Genomic DNA, 24164 nt, shown 5'->3' with positions numbered 1-24164 from the left:
AGATTTATCCCCGTCGGGGCGCGAAGCGGCCCCGATGCAAACGACCTGACGCACTGCGATGTCGGGTTTTAGGGCTGCTTCGCAGCCCAACGGGGATAAATCCCCTCGCCACGGGGAGCCTGTGTTTCACAACACAGAGGCTGACCTTCGTCTCAGCCGGCCAGACCGACGAACATGTCCTGCACGTCGTCATGGTTGTCGAGGCCCTCCAGGAAGGCTTCGACTTCGGCCATCTGCTCGTCGGTCAGGCCGCTGACCGGGTTCTTGGGCTGGTAGCCCAGCTTGGCGGACAGCACGGTGAAGCCTTGCTCCGGCAACGCCTTCTGTACGGCGTCAAGGTCGGTCGGATCGGTGATGAACAGGGTCGCGCCCTCTTCGCCCGGCTCGAAATCCTGGGCACCGGCCTCGATGGCGGCCATTTCCGGATCGGCGTCCGGGGTGTCCGGCGTGGCCTCGATCATGCCTACATGGTTGAAATCCCATGCCACCGAACCTGAAGCGCCCAGTTGGCCTTTGCGGAAGGCGACGCGGATCTCGGCAACGGTGCGGTTGATGTTGTCGGTCACGCACTCGACGATCAGCGGCACCTGATGCGGCGCGAACCCTTCGTAGGTGACGCGGTGGTATTGCACGGTTTCGCCGAGCTGTCCGGAGCCCTTCTTGATGGCTCGCTCCAGGGTCTCGCGGGGCATGGAGGCCTTCTTGGCCTGTTCGACCACCAGTCGCAGGTGGGCATTGGTGGCGACATCGGCGCCGTTTCGCGCGGCAATACTGATTTCCTTCACGAGTTTGCCGAAGATCTTGCCCTTGGCGTTGGCAGCCGCTTCTTTGTGTTTAACCTTCCACTGTGCGCCCATTACTCACTCTCTTGTCTGACGCGCCGAGACATCTGCCGGCCGGCGCTGTGGCGCAAGTTTATACGGCCTAAACCGGCTGATCGACCAAAAAATGCAGCCGGGGAATCGACATTTCCGCAACGTAGCGTAGGGAATTTCTGAAACTGCGCTTCGCCCCCTCCGTTTTGCCCAAGGGTTTCGTACCCTCGTTGCCTCCTCTTCTCCAAGTAAGCACCGCAATGCGCAACGACACGGAAAGCCCCTTCAGCCTGACGCTCACGCAAAGCGACTTGCGCCTGCAAGTGCTGCGGTTCAGTGGTCGGGAAGCCCTCAACCGGCCGTATCGCTTCGACCTCGAACTGATCGGCCTGGCCCCGCCGATCAGCCCCGACACGCTACTGGGGCAACCGGCCTTCCTGCGCCTGGACGGCTCGTCCGGGGTGCATGGGATCGTGCACGATGTCGGCCTCAGCGCCCCTGCCGCGCACCGTATCGGCTATCGCCTGACGCTGGTTCCTTGTCTCCAGAACCTGGAACAAGGTCCGCAACGACGGGTTTTCCATCGCCTCAGCGTCGTGCAGATCCTGCAGCGCTTGCTGGAAGACCACGCATTGCCCGCCCATGGTTACCGCTTCGAGCTGCCCCATGGGCAGTATCCGTGCCGCCCCTTTTGTATCCAGTACGAGGAAAGCGACCTGGCACTGCTGCAACGGCTGTGCGAGGAAGAAGGCATCCACTACCACTTCGAACACACGCCCTACGGTCACGTCGCAGTATTTGCGGAAGATCCAAAAAGCTTTCCTACGCGATCTGTCGAATTATCCCTGCGTGCCGATGCTGGCGGCCAACAGACCATCGAGCACCTGTACCAGCATCACCGTTCCACACCGTCTGCCCCGACCTACCGTTTCAGCGACCGGGCGACGCCCCACGCCGCCACCGATGCGGCCAATCATGCCTTCGACGCTGTCGATCGCGAGGCGCTGCGGGGCAATCCAGCGCTGGCTCACGCCCACCAGGCCGGGCGCCGGAGCCTGGAGCGGCTGCGCTGCCGGCAGCGGGAGATCCACGGCCATAGCGCCCAACCCGCGCTGCGCAGCGGTCATGTCGTGCAAATCGACGGACACCCGGTCTCCACCTTTAACGATCAATGGCTGATCACCGAAATCGAACATCGCGGACGGCAATCCTCGATTCTCGAGGCGAACCCGTCGGCCGCACCGTCGGTCCGGGACTACCGAAACCGCTTCTCGGCCATCCCCTGGTCTACGGTGTACAGGCCGGCACTCGATCACCCCAGGCCCTGCATTCCCGGTTATCACATTGCGTATGTGCTTGGTCCTTCCGGCCAGCCGGCCCCGTTCGACGAGCATGGCCAGGTCCGGGTCAGCCTCTGGAACCCTCAGCAGGAAGGCATCGCCCTGCCGGTATCGCGGCAGATATTGAACGGCCACAGCGTACTCATCGCCGGCAGCGAAGTGCTGGTGAGCTTTCTCGATGGCGATCCCGACCGACCGGTGCTGTGCCCTGGAGCGATGGACAATGGCGGGCGCGTCGTCGCGCCATCATTGCCATCGTCGGACAACCGGGATTCACGGTTGCTGTTCGACTGGCTGCTCAACCCACCCGACACGACACCGTGATACATGCCCTGGGGTGGGCAAAAATTGACCTGGCACAAGCAAACCCGGCGAAACGGGCTTACAGTAAGCGCAACGCCGCCCAAGACGGCGCTCCCCCCTGATTGCCGGAGAGACTGCAATGCCCTGGAAAAGCTCCGAAAGCCGCTACAGTACCGCCACGGTCACCTTGCACTGGCTGATGCTGGTGTTGCTGGCGGTGGTATATGCCTGTATCGAATTGCGCGGGATCTTCCCCAAGGGCAGTGGCGGTCGAACCCTGATCAAGGAAGCGCACTTCATGCTGGGCCTGACGGTTTTCCTGCTGGTCTGGCTGCGCCTGTTCGCCCGCAGCATCGGCAAGGCACCGGCCATCTTTCCGGCTTCGCCTGCCTGGCAGACCGTCCTGGCGCGGCTGATGCATTGGGCGCTGTACCTGTTCATGATCGCCATGCCGCTACTGGGCTGGCTGATCACCAGCGCCGAGGGACATCAGGTGATGTTCTATGGGTTCGATCTGCCGTTGCTCGTCGACCAGGACAAGGATTTCGCCAAACGCCTCGAGGGCTGGCATGTGCTGGGCGGGACCATCGGCTATTGGTTGATCGGCCTGCACGCCATGGCAGGGCTGTATCACCACTACATCGTGCGCGATAACACACTGCTGCGAATGATGCCCAAGCGCGGCTGACCCACCCTCATTCGAATCCCCGGCGCCCCTGCAGGCCGCCGGTATGGACGAAAACCAGGCGAGTGCCCGGTGCGAACTGCCCGGCTTCGACCCTGGTCTTGAGCATCATCAGTGCCTTGCCGGTGTACAACGGCTCCAGTTCGATTGCCCGGGTGTTCGCGACGAAGGCGCTGAGCTCGGCATCGACCCGGGCGAAACCACCCCGGCTGCCGTCATGCAATTCATAAGGCAGATCGGCGAATCCTGCTTCTTTCAAGAGACTGGACACCTGCAACGCCACGCCGTGGTCCGGCGGCACCGCGAGCACACCATGGACCGTATGTTCCCCCGCCTCGGCCAGGACCAACCCCGCCAATGACGTCCCGGTGCCGCATGCCAGCCACCAACCGTGATAGTCCGCCCACCCCAGCCTTGGCAGTTGCTCACGGACACTGGCCACCCAGGCCATGCAGCCTTGCGCGCCGGGCAATCCTGAACCGCCCTCGGGGACCGGGTATAGCTGCGGATGACGCGCCCGCCACGGCGTCCAGAAATCCACCGCGTGCCGTTCACGGTATCCACCGTAGCCCAGCCAGTGCAGCTCCATGCCGAACGCCATGAGATCAAGCACCGTGGGCGTTTGTCGGGGATGACCGCGCAACAGGCCGACCGTGGGGAAGTCGAAGCGTTTGCCGGCCGCGGCCAGGGCATGCAGATGGTTGGAGTAGGCGCCCCCCAGGCTCATGATGCCCTCGGCACCCACCTCATGGGCCGAGTGCAGATGATGAAGCAGCTTGAACCACTTGTTACCGCTGATCAGCGGATCGATCCGGTCCAGGCGCAGCACCGCCACCTCGACACCGGCACGGGCGAGCCAATCCAGATGAAGGGATTCGAGTCGAGGTCGAGGATGCCAGTCGAGAGCGCCAAGCAGCATTGAAGCAAGCCGGATAGGAACGAACCGGCATCTTAACAGCTCGGTCGTCGATGACCGTCCACTTCCTGATGCCCCTTTTGGGGGCGGGCTTGCCCGTGAAGAAGCCGGCACGTTCAACAGGTCGGCAAACCCATCCACCGCTTTCGCGGGCAAGCCCGTTCGGAGTGAACGGGCGATCTTTTCCTACAGCTGCGCCGCCAGCCGCGAGCCCTGGTTGATTGCCCGTTTGGCATCCAGTTCCGCCGCCACGTCGGCGCCACCGATGAGGTGGACGGTCTGACCCGCCGCTTCCAGGCCTTCCTGCAGTTCGCGCAGCGGGTCCTGGCCGGCACAGATGACAATGTTGTCCACTGCCAGCACCTGGGGCTCGCCAGCGTCACCGATGCGGATGTGCAGGCCTTCGTCGTCGATCTTCAGGTACTGGACACTGTTGAGCATCTGCACCTGCTTGTTCTTCAGGCCGGTGCGGTGAATCCAGCCGGTGGTCTTGCCCAGGCCATCGCCGACCTTGGAGGTCTTGCGCTGCAACAGGAATACTTGCCGCGCCGGCGCATGGGGCTCGGCCTTGATCCCGGCGACGCCGCCCCGTGCCTCGAGACGGCTGTCGATGCCCCACTCCTTCCAGAACGCTTCCCGGTCCTGGCTGGTGGCAACGCCCTGGTGAACCAGAAACTCCGAAACGTCAAAACCGATGCCACCGGCCCCGATGACCGCCACGCTGCGGCCCACCGGCTTGCGCTCCAGGATCACATCCAGGTAGCTCAGGACCTTGGCGTGCTCCACCCCCGGAATCGCCGGCACTCGCGGCGCGATGCCGGTGGCGAGGATGATCTCGTCATAACCACCCGCCACCAGTTGCGCCACATCCACCCGGGTGTTGAGGCACAGTTCGACGTTGGTGGTCTGCAACTTGCGATTGAAATAACGCAGGGTCTCGTAGAACTCTTCCTTGCCCGGGACGCGTTTGGCAATGTTGAACTGCCCACCGATTTCGCTGGCCGAATCGAACAGCGTCACCTGGTGCCCTCGCTCGGCCGCTACGGTGGCCGCAGACAAGCCGGCCGGACCGGCCCCCACCACCGCGATTTTCTTCACCTGGGTCGCCGGCAGGTAGTTGAGCTCGGTTTCATGGCATGCCCGCGGGTTCACCAGGCAACTGGTGAGCTTGCCGCCAAAGGTATGGTCGAGGCAGGCCTGGTTGCAGCCGATGCAGGTGTTGATTTCATCCGCACGGCCGGCGGCGGCCTTGTTGACGAAAGCCGGATCCGCCAGGAATGGTCGCGCCATGGAGACCATGTCGGCGTCGCCTTCGGCCAGGATCCGCTCGGCCACTTCCGGCGTGTTGATACGGTTGGTGGTGATCAGCGGGATGCTCACCGAACCGCGCAGCTTGGCCGTGACCTTGCTGAACGCGGCCCGCGGTACCTTGGTGGCGATGGTGGGGATCCGCGCTTCGTGCCAGCCGATCCCCGTATTGATGATCGTCGCCCCTGCCTGTTCGATGGCCCTGGCCAACTGGACGATTTCCTCCCAGCTGCTACCGCCTTCCACCAAGTCGAGCATCGACAGGCGGAAAATGATGATGAAATCCGGACCTACCGCCTCGCGTACCCGACGCACGATTTCCACGGGCAAGCGCATGCGGTTTTCATAACTGCCACCCCAGCGATCGGTGCGGTGATTGGTGTGGGCCGCCAGGAACTGGTTAATGAAATAACCTTCGGAGCCCATGATTTCGACACCGTCGTATTCCGCCTGGCGGGCCAATACCGAGCAGGTCACGAAATCGCCAATCTGTTTCTCGATGCCCTCTTCGTCCAGCTCCTTGGGCTTGAATGGATTGATCGGCGCCTGGATCGCGCTCGGCGCCACTTGCCGAGGGCTGTAGGCATAGCGGCCGGCATGGAGAATCTGCATGCAGATCTTGCCACCGGCCTCATGCACGGCCCGGGTGACGATGCGGTGCTTGAGGGCTTCCTCCTCGGTGGTCAGCTTGGCCGCCCCCGAGTAAACGCCGCCCTCGTCGTTCGGCGCGATACCACCGGTGACCATCAGTCCCACCCCTCCAAGGGCACGCTCGGCAAAATAGGCCGCCATGCGCTCGAAACCACCGGGCTTTTCTTCAAGGCCGGTATGCATCGACCCCATCAGGGTGCGGTTGCGCAGCGTGGTAAAACCCAAGTCCAGCGGGGCGAGCAGGTGCGGGTAATGAGAGGCGGTCATCGGTCACTCCACAACGGGTAAAATCACAGAAAAAAATGCGGAGACTCTGGTGGCCCCCATCTGTCATGCCCGACAGCCTAAGAGCCACGGCGCAACGGCTCAATGACCGTAACTGACAACTTGATGATCCAAATGTGCAGCACCCCATCCCATCACTTACCACCCGCCGACCCGCTGCCGTAGCGCCCCTTCTCCCCCGAACACCTGCGATCCTGCTTGCGCGAACCTGTTCGCGATGGCCAGGGATCCGTGTCGGTCACCTTGCGCCCTCGCATGGCAGACAGGTGCTCCCCGGATTGCACGCATCCTTTTGCTAATCCCTTGTTTTACCGTACCCTGCCCGTGACACTTCAAGCATCACGAACCGCACAAGGCCGTTGACTGTTCCCCCATGCGCAAACTTTTGTACCTGTTGTTTTCACTGGCCTCGATTGCCGCCCTGGTCACCTACGCGCTGTGGACGGCGGATCGTCCGGCGGGCCATTACCTGTCGGACCTGCGCATCAACCTGGCGGTCGACCAGGGCATCCCCGCCGATCAAGGCAATCTGCTGGGTATCCAGCCCGAGCTCTTCCCCACGGATTACCAGAGCCCCGAGCGACTGCATCGCAAACTCGCGGCCTATCTGCAGGCTGCTCGCGACCAGGGCTTCGTCAACGAAAAAACCATCGTGGTCTTGCCCGAGCACATCGGTACGTGGCTGATGATCAGCGGTGAAAAGGACGAGCTGTATCAGGCTGGGACATTGAAGGAAGCGATGAACTGGCTGGCCGTCAGCAACCCGTTGGCCTTTATCCGGGCCTTGCTCGCTGCCGAGGGCGATAAACGACTGGACGATGCGTACTTGCGCATGAAGGCCCAGGGCATGGCCCATGAGTACCAGGCGCTGTTTGGCGGCCTGGCCAAGGAGTTTGGCGTGACCCTGGTGGCCGGCTCCATCGTACTGCCCGAGCCCAGCGTCAGCGAGGGCGAACTGCGGATAGGTCCGGGCGCGCTGTACAACAGCAGCCTGGTGTTCGGTCGCGATGGCCGACCGCTCGGGCAACCTCAGCGCCAGCAGCATCCTGTATTCGATCAACACGAGGTACTGGGTAGCGAACGCTCCGACACACCTCGCGTCATCGACACCCCGGCCGGACGCCTGGGGGTGCTGATCGGCAGCGACAGTTGGTACCCGGTCTATTATCGACAACTCAACGAACAGGGCGCACAACTGATCGCCGTCCCCGCCTTTGTCCTGGGACGAGACACCTGGAACGAACCCTGGAGCGGCTATAAAGGCCTCTCCACTCCCAGCGAGGTCAGCCTCAAGCCCGGAGAAGTGAGCGAAGGCCAGGCCTGGCATCGCCTGACCCTGACCAGCCAGTTGCCCATCAGCCAGGCCAAGGGCGGCGTCAGCGTGTTCCTGCGGGGGCAGTTCTGGGACAACGGAAGCGCCGGCCAAAGCTTTATCAGCCACGGCGGCCAGCATTTCCCTGACGGCGAAGCCCGTGGCGCGCGCTTGCTGAACCTGTGGTTGTAGCATGAAACCGCAGCCGATGCGCCTGGGGGACCTGTCAGTGGGTTTCGTCCATAGCCTGGCCGATGCGGTCGCCAGCCACGGACAGGATCCCCAGCCCTTGCTGGAACAATATGGCCTCGATGCCGCACGCCTGGCGGAGCCTGGGGCACGGTTGTCGATTCCACGCTACATGCGCCTGGGCCATGCCGCGATCCAGCAGACGGCAGACCCGGCCCTGGGCCTGCGCATGGGGCGCCTCAGCCGCTTGAGCCAGGCTGGCCTGGCCGGTGTCACCGCGGCCCAGGCCCCGACGGTCCGCGAAGCCGCACGCTGCATGGTCCGCTTCGAGCCGCTCTACGGCTCCAACTACCGTGGTCAATCGAGCTTTCATGAAGATGCCCAGGGCGCCTGGGTACGGTTCTATTCCATCAGTCCGTATAACGCCTATAACCGCTTCGTCGTGGACTCGATCATCGCCGGCTGGCTCCAGCAGCTCTCCAGCGTGAGCGGCAACCCGCTGCGAGCCGAGCGCATAGAGATCGAATTCGAAGCGCCGGCCTACCTGGAAGCCTACCGGGCACTCGGTGATTGCCCGATCGTATTCGGGGCCGAACAGAACCAGTTGCGCCTGGGCCTGGAAAGCCTCGCCCAGCGCAACCCACAGCACTGCCCCAGCACCTGGCGGCACCTGCTGCAACTGTGTGAACGGGAACTGGAACAACTCACCCGCACCCGCAGCCTGCGCGAACGCATCATCCAACTGCTGGGGCCGTTGCTCAGCGGTGGCCGTGAACCCGGCCTGGAAGAAGTCGCGGCACGCCTGAAGCTACCGACCTGGACGCTACGCCGAAAACTGGCGGAAGAAGGCACACAATTTCGCGCCATTCTTAACGACACTCGGCGCGACCTGGCCATGACCTACATTCGCGACACTGAACTGGCGTTCGGTGAAATCGCCTATTTGCTGGGGTTTGCCTCAGCCGAAGCATTTCAACGCGCGTTCAAGCGCTGGAATGGCCAGACGCCCGGAGAGTTTCGTCGCAGTCATCGGAACAAATGAGCCTCGAGCCCGCCGCCTGCTGCCTTCCTACAGCTCGGTGGCGTCCTCGGCGGGTTCCGGCGGATCCAGCTCATACGCCTGATATTCCAGCAGCTCTTCCTGATAGTCGTCCATTGCGAGTCCTTCCCCTGTTCGTTGAAACCGATGCCTGATGGCGCTGGTATCAGCATAAAGCTGCTTTATGAATAAAACATGAAGCAAAAGCTTCATGAATTAAACGTAGCACAACGGCAGGAAATTAAAGGGTGATCTGTGGCAAGGTATTTCAACCGCGCCACAAGGCTTCACGAGGCAGGCAGCGGCTGGATGGGTTCAGAGGGAGGCGGCAGGTCACTGGGCGGGGGCGGCGTGATGGGCTCCTGGGTCGGCTCCGGCGCTGTAACGGGCACGGCCTCCCCTGATGGCGCTACTTCACTGGGCGCGATCGGTGCAGGTTCCGCAGGAGGCACCACCGGTTCCGAGGCCGCTGGGAGGATCTGAGCCGGGGCTGGCGCAGCTTCCTGCTGCGTCGGCGCTACGGGCGCCGGGGCTGACGGCTCCGGCATCGGCGCAGGCGTCAACGCGGCAGGCTCGACCCTGGTTTCCGGAACGCCCAGCTCAGCTTTCGGTTTATCGGCACTTTCAGCGCCCTTCTTCGCTTCCGCTGGCAGGAATGCCTCCACCAGCGCAAAGAAACGCTCATAGAACTTGGCCGCCGATACCGTTTCACTGGCGACCTTGACCATCGAATCATCCGACGAACCGATGGGCATCGACACCGACCCCAGCACTCCCACGCCCAGGCTGGCGGAGTTGTTGATCTTCTTCAGCGCGTAACGGTCCTGCAGCGCGTTGGCGAACATGGTCGAACGGTGTCCGGTGCCGCTGTCCTGCGCGCAGACCAGGTTGAAGCTGATCTCCATGTGGGTATCACCGGTCTGCTGGAAGCTCTTGTGGCCGCTGACCAGTTTCGGATCGCTGCTGGTAATGATGTAGCCCTGGCTGAGCAGCGCACGGCGCCCGGCCTCGCAGGTCGCTGCATCGCTCACCTGATAGGTCCGGGAATAGGTACCGGAGTCATCGAAGTTCTCATGCTCGTAAATGGCGGCTTTCTTCGACGAGCAACCGGCTGCGACAGCCAGCATCAGTGCCAGCCCGACGGTGCGCATGTGAAATGATCTGAACATTGAACATCCTGAAGAAAACGGTCCGGGGCGCATTGTGCAACACAACGCTTCCGGTGATGTGGGGATTCGTGTCTCAAAGGGGTTACAAGTCTACCGGGGGATGTTTATCGGAAAAAGACGCAAACCCGGCGGATCGATGAACATCCTGTTAATCGCAACGCGCAGAAACAAAAAACCCCGACTTTCCAGTCGGGGTCTTTGTGAAGCGAACTACCGGAGCATCAGTACCGCTTGATGTCCGCTTCGCTCTCCAGCTGCTTGCGATAAGCCGCGAAGTCCTGCTGGCCAATTCGGGAGGCCAGGTAGCGACGGTATTCGGCTTTCTCTGCGTCGGTCGGCGCCGCAGCCTCGTTCACACCGTTCAGGCGCACGATCATCAGGCTTCCATCAGGCAAGGTGACGCTGGTGAACGTCGGCTTGTCCTTGGATTCCGGCTTGGGCATGCGGAACAGTGCCTGCAGGACGGCTGGATCGATGCCTTCCTGGCTGCGAGTCGCCGCCTCGGTGACTTTCCAGCCCTGGCCATCGACAGGCTTGTCCAGTGCGGTCTTGCCTTCGCGCAGGCTAACGATCAATTCGTCCGCCCGGGTCTTGGCTGCCGCGCTGGCATGCTCCTTCGTCAACTGGGCGCGAATGGCCGTTTCGACGCGCTCCAGGGGAAGCTGCTCGGGCTTGCGGTGTTCCTTGGCGCGCAGCACGACGACGGTTTCCGGGTCCAGTTCGATGGCGGTGCTGTTGGCGCCATCATCGAGTACTTCCGGGCTGAACGCGGCGGTGACAACGGCGCGGTTGGCCGCGATCCCTTCCCCACCTTCGCGACCGAACGGCGCGGACGTATGAACGGTCAGTTTCAGGTCCTGGGCCGGCTGGGCCAGATCGGAGGCTTCGAAAGAGGCATCTTCCAGTTGCTTGGTCGCCTCCACGAAACGCTGCTCCACTTGCTGAGTCTTCAGTTCGCGGGTCAGCTTGTCCTTGAGGCTGGCAAAACTCGGCACCTCAGGCGCCTCGACGCCCAACAGCTTGATCAGGTGGAAACCGAAATCGGTACGCACCGGCGCGGACACCTGATCCTTGTTCAAGGCATACAGGGCCTTTTCGAATTCCGGGTCGTAGACACCCGGACCGGCATAGCCGAGATCACCGCCATTGTTCGCCGAACCCGGATCCTGGGAGAACTCCTTCGCCAGGGCTTCGAACGATTCGCCCTTGGCCAGGCGAGCCTGGATGTCCTCGATCCTGGCCTTGGCCTGTGCCTCGGTGACCTTGTCATTGACCTCGATCAGAATATGCGCCGCCCGACGTTGCTCGGACAGGTTGGCGATTTCCTTCTGGTAAGCCGCCTGCAGGTCTTCATCCTTGACGCTGACCTGATCGAAGAACGAGGCCTTCTTCAGTTCAAGGTAATCGATCACCACCTGATCGGGAGTCATGAACTCCTTGGCGTGCTTGTCGTAATAAGCCTTGACCTCGTCATCGGTCAGCTTCACCGCCGACGCGTCGCTCTTGATGGTGAGGGTGGCGAAATCACGGGTCTGTTTTTCCAGGCGGGCGAATGCCAGCACCTGGGCATCAGTAACAAAGCCACTGCCGGCCAGGCCGGCGCGCAACTGGCCGATCAGCATTTCCTGGGCCAGCATCTGGCGGAACTGCATACGGCTGTAGCCCAGTTGGCGAATCACCTGGTCGAAGCGCTCGGCGCTGAATTTGCCGTCGACCTGGAACTCAGGTGTCTGCAGGATTACCTGGTCCAGCGCGGCTTCGGAGAAAGCGAATTTCGCGTCATGGGCGCCTTGCAGCAGCAGCTTGCGGTCGATCAGCCCCTTGAGGGCCGAGTCGCGCAGCATTTTTTCGTCCAGCAAGGAGGCGTCGAAATCCTTGCCCAGCTGTTGCATGAGCTGGCGACGTTGCATATCGACAGCCTGGCTCAGCTCGTTCTGGCTGATTTTCTCGCCGTTGACCTTGGCCGCTTCATTGCTGTTGCTGGTGGCTTGAAAAATGGCATCGAAACCGGTCAACGCCATCAGTGCGACGATGACTCCGATGATGGTCTTGGCAATCCAGCCCTGTGAATTGTCCCTGATATTCTGCAGCATGCGTCCCCCAGAAACGGTTGAACTTCAAAAATTAGGCAACCGTGGAGCGTGGGTAGAATCCGGATAGAAGAAAGGCGCATCCGAGGATGCGCCTTCTCGTTACTGGCGGAGCGGACCGGGCTCGAACCCGCGAGCCCTGGCACGACAGGCCGTTTGAAAACCGACCGTGTTACCGCTCCGCTGCCAAGCCAGGCATGACCCCGACCCGGATAAACTCAATGAAACCTTAGTTGACGGCGTCTTTCAGTGCTTTACCAGCCTTGAAGCTTGGCTTCTTGGCGGCCTTGATTTGCAGAGCCTGGCCAGTCTGAGGGTTGCGACCGGTACGAGCCGGACGATCAGTGACGGAGAAGGTGCCGAAACCAACCAGAACAACGGAGTCGCCAGCCTTGAGAGCGCCAGTGACGGATTCGATTACAGCGTCCAGCGCACGGCCAGCAGCAGCTTTCGGGATATCAGCGGATGCAGCGATAGCATCAATCAGTTCCGACTTGTTCACTCTAAGTCCCCTTATATCTATTTGAGATGATTCTAAGTTTTTTTGGTGAAAGCAAAAACGAGTGCTGAATGGCCTACAGACACTTAAGAGCCGCTTTATAACAAGGGCTCTAAAAAACTGTCAAGGAAGCCCCCCAGGCAAATGCGTGTTAATGCGTGCTAATTCTTTCCTTAGAGTCAGACTCTCGCTTTTCGTCCTTCGCGACTATCTCCGGAGCCACATCCGGCAAGGGCTCCGGCGCGTATTGCAGCGCAATTTGCAGGACTTCGTCAATCCATTTAACCGGTTTAATCTGAAGATCCTGCTTGATGTTGTCGGGAATTTCCTTGAGATCACGAACATTCTCTTCGGGAATGATCACGATCTTGATCCCACCGCGATGCGCCGCCAGCAGTTTTTCCTTGAGCCCACCAATGGCCAGTACCTGGCCACGCAGGGTGATTTCGCCGGTCATCGCCACATCGGCGCGCACCGGAATGCCGGTCAGGGCCGAAACCAGGGCCGTGCACATGCCTACGCCAGCGCTGGGGCCGTCCTTGGGCGTCGCCCCTTCCGGCATGTGGATATGGGTGTCGCGCTTCTCGTGGAAGTCCACGGGGATGCCCAGGCTACGGGCCCGGCTGCGCACGACGGTCTGGGCCGCGGTGATCGATTCGACCATCACATCGCCCAGGGAACCGGTCTTGATCAGTTGCCCCTTGCCCGGTACGACTGCCGCCTCGATGGTCAGCAATTCGCCACCGACCTGGGTCCACGCCAGCCCGGTCACCTGACCGATCTGATCCTGCTGCTCGGCCAGGCCGTAACGGAACTTGCGTACGCCCAGGAAGTGCTCCAGCAGGTCCGAAGTAACCTTGACCGCGAAGCGTTTTTCCAGCGCATGCTCCTTGACCGCCTTGCGGCAGACCTTGGCGATCTGCCGCTCCAGACCGCGCACGCCCGCTTCGCGAGTGTAGTAACGGATGATGTCGCGGATCGCCTCCTCGTCGAACTCCAGCTCGCCTTTTTTCAGGCCATTGGCCTGGATCTGCTTGGGCGAAAGGTATTTGACGGCGATATTGATCTTCTCGTCCTCGGTGTAGCCCGGCAGACGAATCACCTCCATCCGGTCCAGCAGCGCTGGCGGAATGTTCATGGAGTTGGAGGTGCAGAGGAACATCACATCCGACAGGTCGTAGTCGACCTCAAGGTAGTGATCGTTGAAGTTGTGATTCTGCTCGGGATCGAGGACTTCCAGCAATGCAGAGGCCGGATCGCCCCGCATATCGCTGCCCATCTTGTCGATTTCGTCCAGAAGGAACAGCGGATTGCGCACGCCGACCTTTGTCATCTTTTGAATCAATCTTCCCGGCATCGACCCGATGTAAGTCCGGCGATGCCCGCGGATTTCCGCCTCGTCACGCACGCCACCCAGAGCCATGCGAACGAATTTACGGTTGGTCGCGTGGGCAATCGACTCCGCAAGGGAGGTTTTACCGACCCCGGGAGGACCGACCAGGCAAAGGACCGGGCCACGAATCTTTTTCACGCGTTTCTGTACGGCGAGGTATTCGAGGATGCGCTCCTTGACCTCCTCCAGGCCGTAATGGTCGGCATCGAGGATATCTTCGGCGCGAGCCAGGTCCAGACGCACCTTGCTCTGGGCTTTCCATGGCACCTGGACCAGCCAATCGATATAGGAGCGCACCACGGTGGCCTCGGCGGACATCGGCGACATCTGCTTGAGCTTGTTCAGCTCGGCCTGGGCCTTGGCAAGGGCGTCCTTCGGCAGGCCGGCAGCATCGATTCGCTTTTTCAGCTCTTCGATCTCGTTATGGCCTTCGTCGCCGTCACCCAGCTCCTTCTGAATGGCCTTCATCTGCTCATTCAGGTAGTACTCGCGCTGACTGCGCTCCATCTGCTTCTTGACCCGACCGCGGATGCGTTTTTCGACCTGCAGCAGGTCGATTTCGCCGTCGAGCAATGCCAATACATGCTCGACACGGGCGGACAGGTCGATGATCTCGAGGATTTCCTGCTTCTGCTCGATCTTGAGGGCCATATGCGCGGCCATGGTATCGACCAGGCGCCCAGGTTCATCGATGCTGTTGAGCGACGACAGGACCTCTGCCGGCACCTTCTTGCCCAACTGCACGTACTGCTCGAATTGAGACAGCAGGCTGCGGACAAACACCTCGGACTCACGCTCAGGCACCTCGGCTTCGTCGATCAACGACACTTCGGCACGGCAATGGCCGTTTACTTCGCTGAAGCGCTCGACCGCACCCCGTTGCTCGCCTTCGACCAGAACCTTGACCGTGCCGTCAGGCAGCTTGAGCAGTTGCAGAACCGTTGCAATCGTACCTACGCGATAAAGTGCGTCTTCGCCGGGATCATCGTCAGCAGGATTTCTCTGAGCCAGCAGAAGGATCTGCTTGTCACCCGTCATCGCAGCCTCGAGGGCTTCGATGGACTTCTCGCGCCCCACGAACAGCGGGATAACCATGTGCGGATACACCACGACATCGCGCAATGGCAGGAGAGGCAATTCGATGGTTGTCTTCATGATTTCGCCTCTACGGCGGCACTAAGGCCGGAAACAGATGAATGTAAGCTTGAAACCAAGATGGGGGCAGCCTTGAAAAAAAACAAGCGCTAAGACACGTCTAAATCACGCTAAAAGCAAAGGGGCCCGAAGGCCCCTCCTTTATTCCGGCGACCGGACGCTCAGGCGTCCGGGGCAGCCTTGGCAGCCGGCTCACTGTTTTCGTAGATATACAGCGGCTTGGACTTGCCTTCTATGACGCTTTCATCGATCACGACTTTACTCACATCGGACTGCGAGGGAATCTCGTACATCGTGTCGAGCAATACGCCTTCGAGAATCGAGCGCAACCCACGGGCACCGGTCTTGCGTTCCAGGGCACGTTTGGCAACCGATTTCAGCGCGTCGGAACGGAACTCCAGGTCTACACCCTCCATTTCGAACAGCTTGGCATATTGCTTGGTCAGGGCGTTCTTCGGCTCGGTCAGGATCTGCATCAATGCAGCCTCGTCCAGCTCGTCCAACGTCGCCAGGACCGGCAGGCGACCAACGAACTCCGGGATCAGACCGAACTTGACCAGATCGTCAGGCTCGACTTCACGCAGGGACTCGCCAACCTTCTTGCCCTCTTCCTTGCTGCGGACCTCGGCATTGAAACCGATGCCCCCACGGGTGGAACGGTTCTGGATGACCTTTTCCAGGCCGGAGAACGCGCCGCCGCAGATGAACAGGATGTTACGGGTATCGACCTGCAGGAATTCCTGCTGCGGGTGCTTGCGCCCGCCCTGGGGCGGAACGGAAGCGACCGTGCCTTCGATCAACTTGAGCAAGGCCTGCTGCACGCCCTCGCCGGAAACATCCCGGGTGATGGACGGGTTGTCGGACTTGCGGGAAATCTTGTCGATTTCGTCGATGTAGACGATACCCATCTGGGCTTTTTCCACATCGTAGTCGCACTTTTGCAACAGTTTCTGAATTATGTTCTCGACATCCTCACCCACGTAGCCCGCCTCGGTAAGGGTGGTCGCGTCGGCGATGGTGAAGGGAACGTTCAGCAAACGAGCCAGTGTCTCGGCAAGCAGGGTCTTACCCGAGCCTGTCGGGCCGATCAGCAGGATGTTGCTCTTGCCGAGTTCGACCTCGTCATTCTTTTTGTCACGTTGGTTCAGGCGCTTGTAGTGGTTGTACACCGCTACGGCCAGTACCTTTTTCGCGCGCTCCTGACCAATTACATACTGGTCGAGGATGCCGCTGATTTCTTTGGGCGAAGGCAACTTATGCGCGCTGCTTTCGGCCTGGGCTTCCTGCACCTCCTCGCGGATGATGTCATTGCACAGGTCGACGCACTCGTCGCAAATGAAGACCGAGGGACCGGCAATCAATTTGCGTACTTCATGCTGGCTTTTGCCACAGAAGGAGCAATAAAGCAGTTTGCCGTTGTCCTCGCCGTTGCGGGTGTCAGTCATTCGATCGATCCAAATCCGATAGGCTTGCAACACAAGATGAAGGCAATTGCGGGCTTTTTCAAGCCCGCAGGCGGCCGGTCATCCCAACCACCTGCATTTTGAACGACTCAGGCAGGCATCTGACGCTTGTTGATCACGGAGTCGATCAGGCCGTACTCGGCCGCACGCTCGGCGCTCATGAAGTTGTCACGCTCGGTGTCTCGCTCAATGGTTTCAAGGCTTTGGCCGGTATGATGGGCCAGCAGCGAGTTCAGACGCGAACGGATATGGAGGATTTCCTTGGCATGGATGTCGATGTCCGACGCCTGGCCCTGGAAGCCGCCCAACGGCTGGTGGATCATCATGCGCGAGTTAGGCAGGCAGTGACGCTTGCCCGCTGCGCCGCCGGCGAGCAGGAAAGCACCCATGCTGCAGGCCTGGCCGATGCAGATGGTGGAGACGTCCGGCTTGATGAACTGCATGGTGTCGTAGATCGACATGCCAGCCGTCACCGAACCGCCAGGTGAGTTGATATACAGATGGATATCCTTGTCCGGGTTTTCCGCTTCAAGGAACAGCAGTTGTGCCGCCACGAGGTTGGCCATGTAGTCTTCGACGGGCCCGATCAGGAAAATGACGCGTTCCTTGAGCAGGCGCGAATAGATGTCATAGGCACGTTCGCCACGAGCGGACTGCTCGATAACCATCGGGACCAGGCCGCCTGCGGCCTGGATGTCAGAGCTCTGCTGATAAAAAGAATTGCGGGACATGTCTCGCAGTCACTCCCAAATAGTTATGTCTTGAATACGCATAAGCCAGCGCGAAGGCTGGCTTATGGTGTGTATTTCTTACCGCAGAAAAATCAATCGGCTTGTGCAGCTTCCACCGGCTTGACCGCTTCTTCGTAAGAGACCGCTTTATCGGTCACGCTAGCTTTCTGCAGAACAGTATCCACAACTTGTTCTTCCAGCACAACCGAACGGACTTCGTTCAGCTGCTGCTCGTTCTTGTAGTACCAGGACACGACTTGCTCAGGCTCCTGGTAAGCCGAAGCCATTTCCTGGATCAACTCGCGAACGCGGGCGTCATCAGGCTTGAGTTCGTACTGCTTGACCACTTCGGCTACGATAAGGCCCAGCACGACGCGGCGCTTGGCCTGCTCTTCGAACAGCTCGGCTGGCAGTTGGTCCGGCTTGATGTTGCCACCGAATTGCTGGACGGCCTGCACGCGCAGACGATTCACTTCGTTGTCCAGCAGCGCCTTTGGCACTTCGATCGGATTGGAGGCCAGCAGACCGTCCATGACCTGGTTCTTGATCTTGGACTTGATGGCCTGACGCAGCTCACGCTCCATGTTCTTGCGAACTTCGGCGCGGAAACCGTCGAGGCCGGTTTCCTTGATACCGAACTGGGCGAAGAACTCTTCGTTCAGTTCAGGCAGCTTCGGCTCGGAGACACTGTTGACGGTCACGGTGAACTCGGCGGCCTTGCCGGCCAGGTCCAGGTTCTGGTAGTCCTCAGGGAAGGTCACGTTCAGAACGCGCTCCTCGCCCGCTTTCGCGCCGACCAGGCCATCTTCGAAGCCTGGGATCATGCGACCGGAGCCCAGCACCAGCTGGGTAGCCTTGGCGGAACCGCCGGCGAACACTTCACCGTCGACTTTGCCGACGAAGTCGATGTTCAGCTGGTCTTCGTTCTGCGCAGCACGATCGGTCACTTCGAAACGGGTGTTCTGCTTGCGCAGGATGTCCAGCATCTTGTCCAGGTCGGCGTCCGATACTTCGGCGCTCAGGCGCTCGACAGCGATGGACTCGAAGCCGGCAACGGTGAACTCAGGGAACACTTCGAACGTGGCGACGAACTCCAGGTCCTTGCCTTTTTCCAACACTTTAGGCTCGACGGATGGAGCACCGGCCGGGTTCAGCTTCTGCTCGACAACCGCTTCGTAGAACGAAGACTGGATCACATCGCCCACTGCTTCCTGGCGCGCATCAGCTTCGTAACGCTGACGGATCACGCTCATCGGCACTTTGCCTGGACGGAAACCTGGGATTTTGGCCTTTTGTGCAGTCTGCTGCAGACGCTTGTTGACCTGAGTCTCGATGCGATCAGCAGGCACGATGATGCTCATGCGACGCTCAAGAGCAGAAGTACTTTCAACAGAAACTTGCATGGATATTCCTCGTTGCACAGACGTTGGCCGGGTGTTTCCGACCCCAGAATCAAGGGCATGCATTCTAGTAGGTCAAACTCAAGAAGTCACCCTACTGAAAACAACCGGAAAACAAGCACCGACATTAAGGGGAGACAAACGGTCATGCCTCGCCCGGATTGCAAATTCAGCCAGTCAAGCCAGGAGCTCTGGACCAACGCTTCTATATATAGAAGCGAGCACTCGTCGCTCTTCGGTGCTCAGCCCCGCCGGAAGACCAACGGCATGCCGTGTATCATCACGAAACACAATCACCGCGAACCGCCAGCCGCGCCGAGCGAGACCGGACCGGACATGAACAGCCGATCGCCAGAAACAAAAACGGCGCAGTCCTCTTCAGGTACTGCGCCGTTCTCTGCTAATTGAATAGCGATTTGTATGGTGCGGACGGAGAGACTCGAACTCTCACACCTTGCGGCGCTGGAACCTAAATCCAGTGTGTCTACCAATTCCACCACATCCGCATGTCCAGCGACTTGTATAAACGACCCGGACATCTGGATCAGTTTGAAGCCCCTGGCTTTTAAAGCAAAGGCGCCAGACTGTTAGATCTGGCGCCTTTTAGAATATGGGGTGGACGATGGGGATCGAACCCACGACAACGGGAGTCACAATCCCGTGCTCTACCAACTGAGCTACGCCCACCATATTGCCTTGTTGCGTTACTTGTGCCAAAGCTGCCTAATGGCGCACCCGGCAGGACTCGAACCTGCGACCATCCGCTTAGAAGGCGGATGCTCTATCCAGCTGAGCTACGGGCGCCTTTTTAATCTGTATTCTTTGACGATTACAAACTAAGTGCTTTCAGCTTTGCCGAATTGAAACAACCAACTCCGCTCAACCTACTTAACCAGTGCTAGGCTGTGCCCGACAAGTGCGACGAATGTTATAGACGGCCTGACAGGTCGTCAACTCTTTTCTAAAAAAAATTCATTTAATTAAAGGGGTTAGGGGAATTTGCAGACCAAGCGCCTTTGCCCTCACGCCTCGGCATGCGAGAATGCGCTCTCTTTTTTTCCCCTCTCGATGGTTAACCACGCGCAATGACTGCACAACTTATCGACGGCAAATCGATCGCCGCCAGCCTGCGCCAGCAGATCGCCCAACGCGTTACCGAGCGTCGCCAGCAAGGCCTGCGCACCCCCGGTCTTGCGGTGATCCTGGTCGGCAGCGATCCTGCCTCTCAGGTTTATGTCTCGCACAAGCGTAAAGACTGTGAAGAGGTCGGCTTCCTTTCCCAGGCCTACGACCTGCCTTCCGAAACCACCCAGCAAGCGTTGGCCGATCTGATCGATCGTCTCAACGATGACCCGAACATCGATGGGGTCCTGCTCCAGTTGCCCCTGCCTGAGCACCTCGACGCTTCCAAGCTGCTGGAGCGTATCCGCCCGGACAAGGACGTCGACGGTTTCCACCCTTATAACGTCGGCCGCCTGGCCCAGCGCATCCCGCTGCTGCGGCCCTGCACGCCCAAAGGCATCATGACGCTGCTGGAAAGCACTGGCGTGGATCTCTATGGGCTCGATGCCGTGGTCGTGGGCGCATCCAACATCGTTGGTCGCCCGATGGCCATGGAATTGCTGCTGGCCGGCTGCACGGTCACTGTGACCCACCGCTTCACCAAGGACCTGGCCGGCCACGTCGGACGCGCCGACCTGGTGGTCGTGGCCGCCGGCAAACCCGGCCTGGTGAAGGGCGAGTGGATCAAGGAAGGGGCCATCGTCATCGACGTGGGCATCAATCGCCAGGATGACGGCAAGCTGGTGGGCGACGTGGTCTATGAGACCGCACTGCCGCGCGCCGGCTGGATCACACCGGTGCCTGGCGGAGTGGGCCCGATGACCCGTGCATGCCTGCTGGAAAACACCTTGTACGCGGCGGAAACCCTGCATAGCTGATCGCAGCTTCAGCCGCCTGCCCCCCTGCGGAAGCCAGTGGCGCTTTCGCAGGCGTTTCTGCGCCTGATCGAACGACACGCACGCCCTCCTTCATCGCCACTCGATGACATATTTTTCAGGTTCGCCCCTGCAGGATCGCATCCGATTAAATTTTATTCATTCACTCGCACCCGCGGCGCAGGCATGTAGCGCGGTTGTCACCCATACTCATAAAATGCAGCGCTTTTTTCAAAGCCGTTGCCGAACGGTACCTTACAACTCCATCGAGTCTACTCGCGTGAAAATCCGTCTTTCGATCCTCAGCCTGTTCTTCGCTTTCTCAGGCGCCCTTGCCACCCAGGATGTCCACGCGCAGGAAACCATCGCGACCCCACGCGACACCTCGAAACTGCAAGTCGCGTCGGGCAGCGCGATGCTGTTGGACCTGCAGACGGATAAAGTCGTCTACTCCAGCAACCCGGACGTGGTGGTTCCGATCGCGTCGGTGACCAAATTGATGACTGGCCTGATCGTGCTGGACGCCAAACAGAACCTGGACGAATACATCTCCATCACGATTGCCAACACACCCGAGATGAAAGGTGTGTTTTCCCGGGTCAAGCTCAACAGTGAACTGTCGCGCCGCGACGTGCTGCTGATCGCCTTGATGTCTTCGGAGAACCGCGCCGCCGCCAGCCTCGCCCACCACTACCCGGGCGGTTACGCGGCCTTCATCGCCGCCATGAACGCCAAGGCCAAGGCCCTTGGCATGACCAGCACTCATTATGTCGAGCCCACCGGCCTGTCGATCCATAACGTCTCCACCGCCCGGGACCTGACGAAGCTGTTGATCGCCGCTCGCAAATATCCGCTGCTCAGCGAATTGAGCACCACCAAGGAAAAGACCGTCACCTTCCGCAAGCCGGTCTACAGCCTGGGCTTTCGCAACACCGATCACCTGGTCCACAGGGGCAACTGGGATATTCAGCTGACCAAGACCGGCTTTACCAACCAGGCCGGACATTGCCTGGTGCTGGTGACGAAAATAGGCAATCGCCCGATGGCGCTGGTCATCCTCGATGCCTTCGGCAAATACACGCATTTTGCCGACGCCAGCCGGATTCGCAGCTGGGTCGAAACCGGCAAGAGCACCAGCGCTCCGGCCGTGGCCCTGCAATACAAGGCAGCGAAAAACCTGAAAAGCCGCCAGACCGGGGTGGTGGAAGCCTCCCAATAAGCGTGCGGCAATAAATGAACAGCCCCGGATATCCGGGGCTGTTTGCGTTCAGGGCTTGAGATTGCCCAACGGATCATAGGCCTTGGAAGAAGGCGGATCCTGCTCTTTCCTATCGTCCCGTGGGGCCTTGGCCGGTCCTATCGGGTCGACCTGGGGATCGTCGAGATCCGGCGAATCCGGATCGAATCCCAGGTCGTCTTCGGCGGACGAGTGTTCGGAAGAATGGGGCCCTGTGGGGGTTTTCGACTGTGCCATACGTGCCTCCTCGAATCAGGGCCCGAACGTCGGAACCCTGACGATAAGAGCCCCAGGCAGCTCAGGTCGTGCCCGGCAGGTGACGAACGGGGCAGGCACTCAATGGGCCGCACCCAGGGCCTTGCTGGCCCGAGCCGCCGCTTGCTCCTGCCCTGCCCCGGCCAGCTCGTCGGCAGCCTTCAGCCAGCGCCGCGAGTCGACGTTGGCCGGCAGTTGCGTCGGTCGCTGGAGCAATACGGCCCAGCCACCGGCGTCCTTCAGGGCAGACTCGAACCCACTGAAACTCATCGACAGCCGGCGGTTCATGCCCGAACGCAGCAAGACCGTCTGCTTCTGCCGGTTGTAGCCGGCAAGGATTGCGTACCGAGGCCCGGACCAGAATGCGGAGCCTTCGGTGTAACGCAGCAATACGGGGTTGCCCGCCGCAACCTGCTCCAGCAGTGCGTCCAGGCGACTGTCGAGCGGGTACACCACCAGCCCGTACTCACGCGCCAACGTCTGCATGCTCTGCTGCAGATGGGCTTCGCCGCCCGGCAAATGCAGCGGTTTCTCCAGCAGCCCTGGCGTGATCACCGTGCCTTGCAGGGTCAGCAGGCCCGCCAGGGACTGCGGCGCGCCCAGGTAAAGCTCGCCGCGATAGAACGGCACGCTATTGAGCTCGACCCGTTCGGGCAGGCGCTGGATCTGGGGCGACACCCCACCGGCGCAACCCGCCAGGGCCACCAGACAGGCAACGGCAGATACCAATGATCGGATAGAGGGAATGACCGACGACATGATGACTCTCTTGTTCAGGCACCCGGCATCCGGGCCAGGCTTGGGGCGTCGATCATAAGATGCCCGCGCCTCCCTGGTATAGCCTTTAACCGCAGTCTGGTCGCCGCAATAGAACGATCCGGTCCGACGCCAAGGGATGCGTTCGACTGCTTGCAATACTTGAACAGCTAAACTGTCCATTGAACAGAGTGCGTTGCCCCGATCCGGGGTTGAGGAGGCCCTATGAGCCTGACGACCACCATTGTGATGCTTGTATTCGGCTGGCTGAGCGTAGCGACGGCCATGCTGTGGGGGGTCCTGCGGATCACCCGCCGTCATCATCACGCACCGCCACAAACGGAAAAAACCGCGAAACCCGCCAGGCGCCACGTCGCCGCACACTGACCGATCACTATCCAGCATGAAAAAAACCGCCCGGGCATGGACCCGGGCGGCTTGTTCATGACCTCGTGGAATCAGGCGTTTTCGGCTTCGACCGAAGCCTTTTGCCGGGCACGGCGGGCCATCATGTTCAGCACTTCAATCGCAGCCGAGAACGCCATGGCCGCGTAGATGTAGCCCTTGGGCACGTGGGCCCCGAAGCCTTCGGCGATCAGCGTCATACCAATCATGATCAGGAAGCCCAGGGCCAGCATGACCACCGTCGGGTTGTCATTGATGAACTTGGCCAGCGGCTCCGCAGCCAGCAGCATCACCAGCACCGACACGACCACTGCAATGATCATGATCGGCAAGTGCTCGGTCATGCCCACGGCCGTGATGATGCTGTCGATGGAAAACACCAGGTCCAGCATCAGGATCTGACCGATCGCGGCAGCAAATCCGAGGGTCACGCCAGAGGTGGCCGACTTGGGATCATCCGGCGCAGGGTCCATGCTGTGGTGAATCTCGGTGGTGGCTTTCCACAGCAGGAACAGACCGCCGGCAATCAGGATCATGTCCTTCCAGGAGAAGGCCTGGCCAAGGATCTCGATGACCGGTTCCGTGAGCTGCACGATGAACGCGATGGTACTCAACAGACCCAGACGCAGGAGCAACGCCATGCCGATACCGATCCGCCGAGCCTTGGCGCGATGCTGTTCGGGCAGCTTGTTGGTCAGGATCGAAATGAAGATCAGGTTATCGATGCCCAGCACGATTTCCATGACGACCAGGGTCGCCAGGGCGATCCAGGCTGTAGGGCTGGCGACGAGTTGTAAAAGATAATCCATGGGTCAGTCCTGACTCGATATG

General features: G+C 60.4%; 21 protein-coding genes and 3 tRNA genes. 7 read left to right on the top strand and 17 right to left on the bottom strand.

Features of this window, described 5'->3' with window-relative positions; translation table 11 throughout:
- Positions 1–152: 152 nt before the first annotated feature.
- Positions 153–857, bottom strand: coding sequence for a YebC/PmpR family DNA-binding transcriptional regulator (locus AC1M7R_RS21105; protein ID WP_072388869.1), 705 nt, complete (start codon positions 855–857; stop codon positions 153–155).
- A 218-nt stretch (positions 858–1075) separates the two neighbouring features.
- Here AC1M7R_RS21105 and AC1M7R_RS21100 point away from each other — a divergent pair, with 218 nt between their 5' ends.
- Entirely contained in the window at positions 1076–2479 is a 1404-nt protein-coding gene (locus AC1M7R_RS21100; protein WP_072430386.1) for a type VI secretion system Vgr family protein, read from the top strand.
- A gap of 118 nt (positions 2480–2597) precedes the next feature.
- Positions 2598–3146, top strand: a complete 549-nt coding sequence (locus AC1M7R_RS21095; RefSeq protein ID WP_490609893.1) for a cytochrome b — start codon at positions 2598–2600, stop codon at positions 3144–3146.
- Between the two features lie 7 nt (positions 3147–3153).
- On the opposite strand, the gene AC1M7R_RS21090 is transcribed toward AC1M7R_RS21095, so the two are convergent.
- Positions 3154–4062, bottom strand: a complete 909-nt coding sequence (locus AC1M7R_RS21090) for a 1-aminocyclopropane-1-carboxylate deaminase/D-cysteine desulfhydrase (protein WP_490609892.1) — start codon at positions 4060–4062, stop codon at positions 3154–3156.
- A gap of 183 nt (positions 4063–4245) precedes the next feature.
- The gene (locus tag AC1M7R_RS21085; RefSeq protein WP_072458038.1) at positions 4246–6285 is read right to left on the bottom strand and encodes an oxidoreductase; all 2040 of its coding nucleotides are present in this window, start codon (positions 6283–6285) and stop codon (positions 4246–4248) included.
- A 391-nt stretch (positions 6286–6676) separates the two neighbouring features.
- Between AC1M7R_RS21085 and AC1M7R_RS21080 the strand changes: the two genes are divergently transcribed.
- On the top strand, positions 6677–7807 hold the full coding sequence (locus tag AC1M7R_RS21080; RefSeq protein ID WP_072388879.1) for a carbon-nitrogen hydrolase family protein: 1131 nt from the start codon (positions 6677–6679) through the stop codon (positions 7805–7807).
- Between the two features lies 1 nt (position 7808).
- Positions 7809–8846, top strand: a complete 1038-nt coding sequence (locus AC1M7R_RS21075) for an AraC family transcriptional regulator (protein WP_072388881.1) — start codon at positions 7809–7811, stop codon at positions 8844–8846.
- A gap of 27 nt (positions 8847–8873) precedes the next feature.
- Here the strand turns inward: AC1M7R_RS21075 and AC1M7R_RS21070 are convergent, their stop codons facing one another.
- From AC1M7R_RS21070 to AC1M7R_RS21020, 11 genes are all read right to left on the bottom strand, one after another.
- Complete coding sequence (locus AC1M7R_RS21070) at positions 8874–9056, bottom strand: hypothetical protein (protein ID WP_143147027.1); 183 nt, start codon at positions 9054–9056, stop codon at positions 8874–8876.
- 74 nt (positions 9057–9130) lie between these two features.
- Positions 9131–10012 (bottom strand): DUF2242 domain-containing protein, encoded by an 882-nt coding sequence (locus AC1M7R_RS21065; protein WP_123596018.1) that lies wholly within the window; start codon positions 10010–10012, stop codon positions 9131–9133.
- Positions 10013–10233: 221 nt separating this feature from the next.
- Complete coding sequence (locus AC1M7R_RS21060) at positions 10234–12105, bottom strand: SurA N-terminal domain-containing protein (protein ID WP_072430381.1); 1872 nt, start codon at positions 12103–12105, stop codon at positions 10234–10236.
- A gap of 226 nt (positions 12106–12331) precedes the next feature.
- Positions 12332–12604: an HU family DNA-binding protein gene (locus AC1M7R_RS21055; RefSeq protein WP_072388887.1), complete on the bottom strand. Its 273-nt coding sequence runs from the start codon at positions 12602–12604 to the stop codon at positions 12332–12334.
- A gap of 148 nt (positions 12605–12752) precedes the next feature.
- Complete coding sequence (gene lon, locus AC1M7R_RS21050; protein ID WP_072388888.1) at positions 12753–15149, bottom strand: endopeptidase La; 2397 nt, start codon at positions 15147–15149, stop codon at positions 12753–12755.
- Between the two features lie 161 nt (positions 15150–15310).
- Positions 15311–16594, bottom strand: a complete 1284-nt coding sequence (gene clpX, locus AC1M7R_RS21045) for an ATP-dependent Clp protease ATP-binding subunit ClpX (RefSeq protein ID WP_030140022.1) — start codon at positions 16592–16594, stop codon at positions 15311–15313.
- Positions 16595–16701: 107 nt separating this feature from the next.
- The gene (gene clpP / locus AC1M7R_RS21040) at positions 16702–17343 is read right to left on the bottom strand and encodes an ATP-dependent Clp endopeptidase proteolytic subunit ClpP (protein ID WP_003183177.1); all 642 of its coding nucleotides are present in this window, start codon (positions 17341–17343) and stop codon (positions 16702–16704) included.
- A gap of 92 nt (positions 17344–17435) precedes the next feature.
- Positions 17436–18746 (bottom strand): trigger factor, encoded by a 1311-nt coding sequence (gene tig, locus AC1M7R_RS21035; protein WP_072388890.1) that lies wholly within the window; start codon positions 18744–18746, stop codon positions 17436–17438.
- A gap of 418 nt (positions 18747–19164) precedes the next feature.
- Positions 19165–19249: transfer RNA gene (locus tag AC1M7R_RS21030), tRNA-Leu, on the bottom strand.
- A gap of 105 nt (positions 19250–19354) precedes the next feature.
- Positions 19355–19430, bottom strand: a tRNA-His gene (locus AC1M7R_RS21025).
- Positions 19431–19470: 40 nt separating this feature from the next.
- Positions 19471–19547, bottom strand: a tRNA-Arg gene (locus AC1M7R_RS21020).
- Positions 19548–19828: 281 nt separating this feature from the next.
- On the opposite strand from AC1M7R_RS21020, the gene folD reads away from it, so the two are divergent.
- The gene (folD, locus tag AC1M7R_RS21015) at positions 19829–20683 is read left to right on the top strand and encodes a bifunctional methylenetetrahydrofolate dehydrogenase/methenyltetrahydrofolate cyclohydrolase FolD (RefSeq protein ID WP_039589132.1); all 855 of its coding nucleotides are present in this window, start codon (positions 19829–19831) and stop codon (positions 20681–20683) included.
- 277 nt (positions 20684–20960) lie between these two features.
- A complete protein-coding gene (gene pbpG / locus AC1M7R_RS21010; protein WP_072430379.1) occupies positions 20961–21899 on the top strand; it encodes a D-alanyl-D-alanine endopeptidase in 939 nt (312 codons plus the stop codon).
- Between the two features lie 48 nt (positions 21900–21947).
- Here the strand turns inward: pbpG and AC1M7R_RS21005 are convergent, their stop codons facing one another.
- A complete protein-coding gene (locus tag AC1M7R_RS21005; protein WP_072430378.1) occupies positions 21948–22154 on the bottom strand; it encodes a DUF6021 family protein in 207 nt (68 codons plus the stop codon).
- A gap of 99 nt (positions 22155–22253) precedes the next feature.
- Positions 22254–22931 carry a peptidase C39 family protein gene (locus tag AC1M7R_RS21000; RefSeq protein ID WP_490609891.1) on the bottom strand — a complete coding sequence of 226 codons (678 nt, stop codon included), beginning with the start codon at positions 22929–22931 and terminating at the stop codon, positions 22254–22256.
- Between the two features lie 222 nt (positions 22932–23153).
- On the opposite strand from AC1M7R_RS21000, the gene AC1M7R_RS20995 reads away from it, so the two are divergent.
- Complete coding sequence (locus AC1M7R_RS20995) at positions 23154–23315, top strand: hypothetical protein (protein WP_165887621.1); 162 nt, start codon at positions 23154–23156, stop codon at positions 23313–23315.
- Positions 23316–23386: 71 nt separating this feature from the next.
- On the opposite strand, the gene AC1M7R_RS20990 is transcribed toward AC1M7R_RS20995, so the two are convergent.
- Positions 23387–24142, bottom strand: coding sequence for a TerC family protein (locus AC1M7R_RS20990; protein ID WP_072388901.1), 756 nt, complete (start codon positions 24140–24142; stop codon positions 23387–23389).
- Between the last annotated feature and the right edge of the window lie 22 nt (positions 24143–24164).

It is taken from the genome of Pseudomonas sp. MS01C9, from assembly GCF_058202755.1.
Note: the sequence above shows the minus strand (reverse complement) of the source record. Positions and strands in the feature narration are given on the sequence as shown.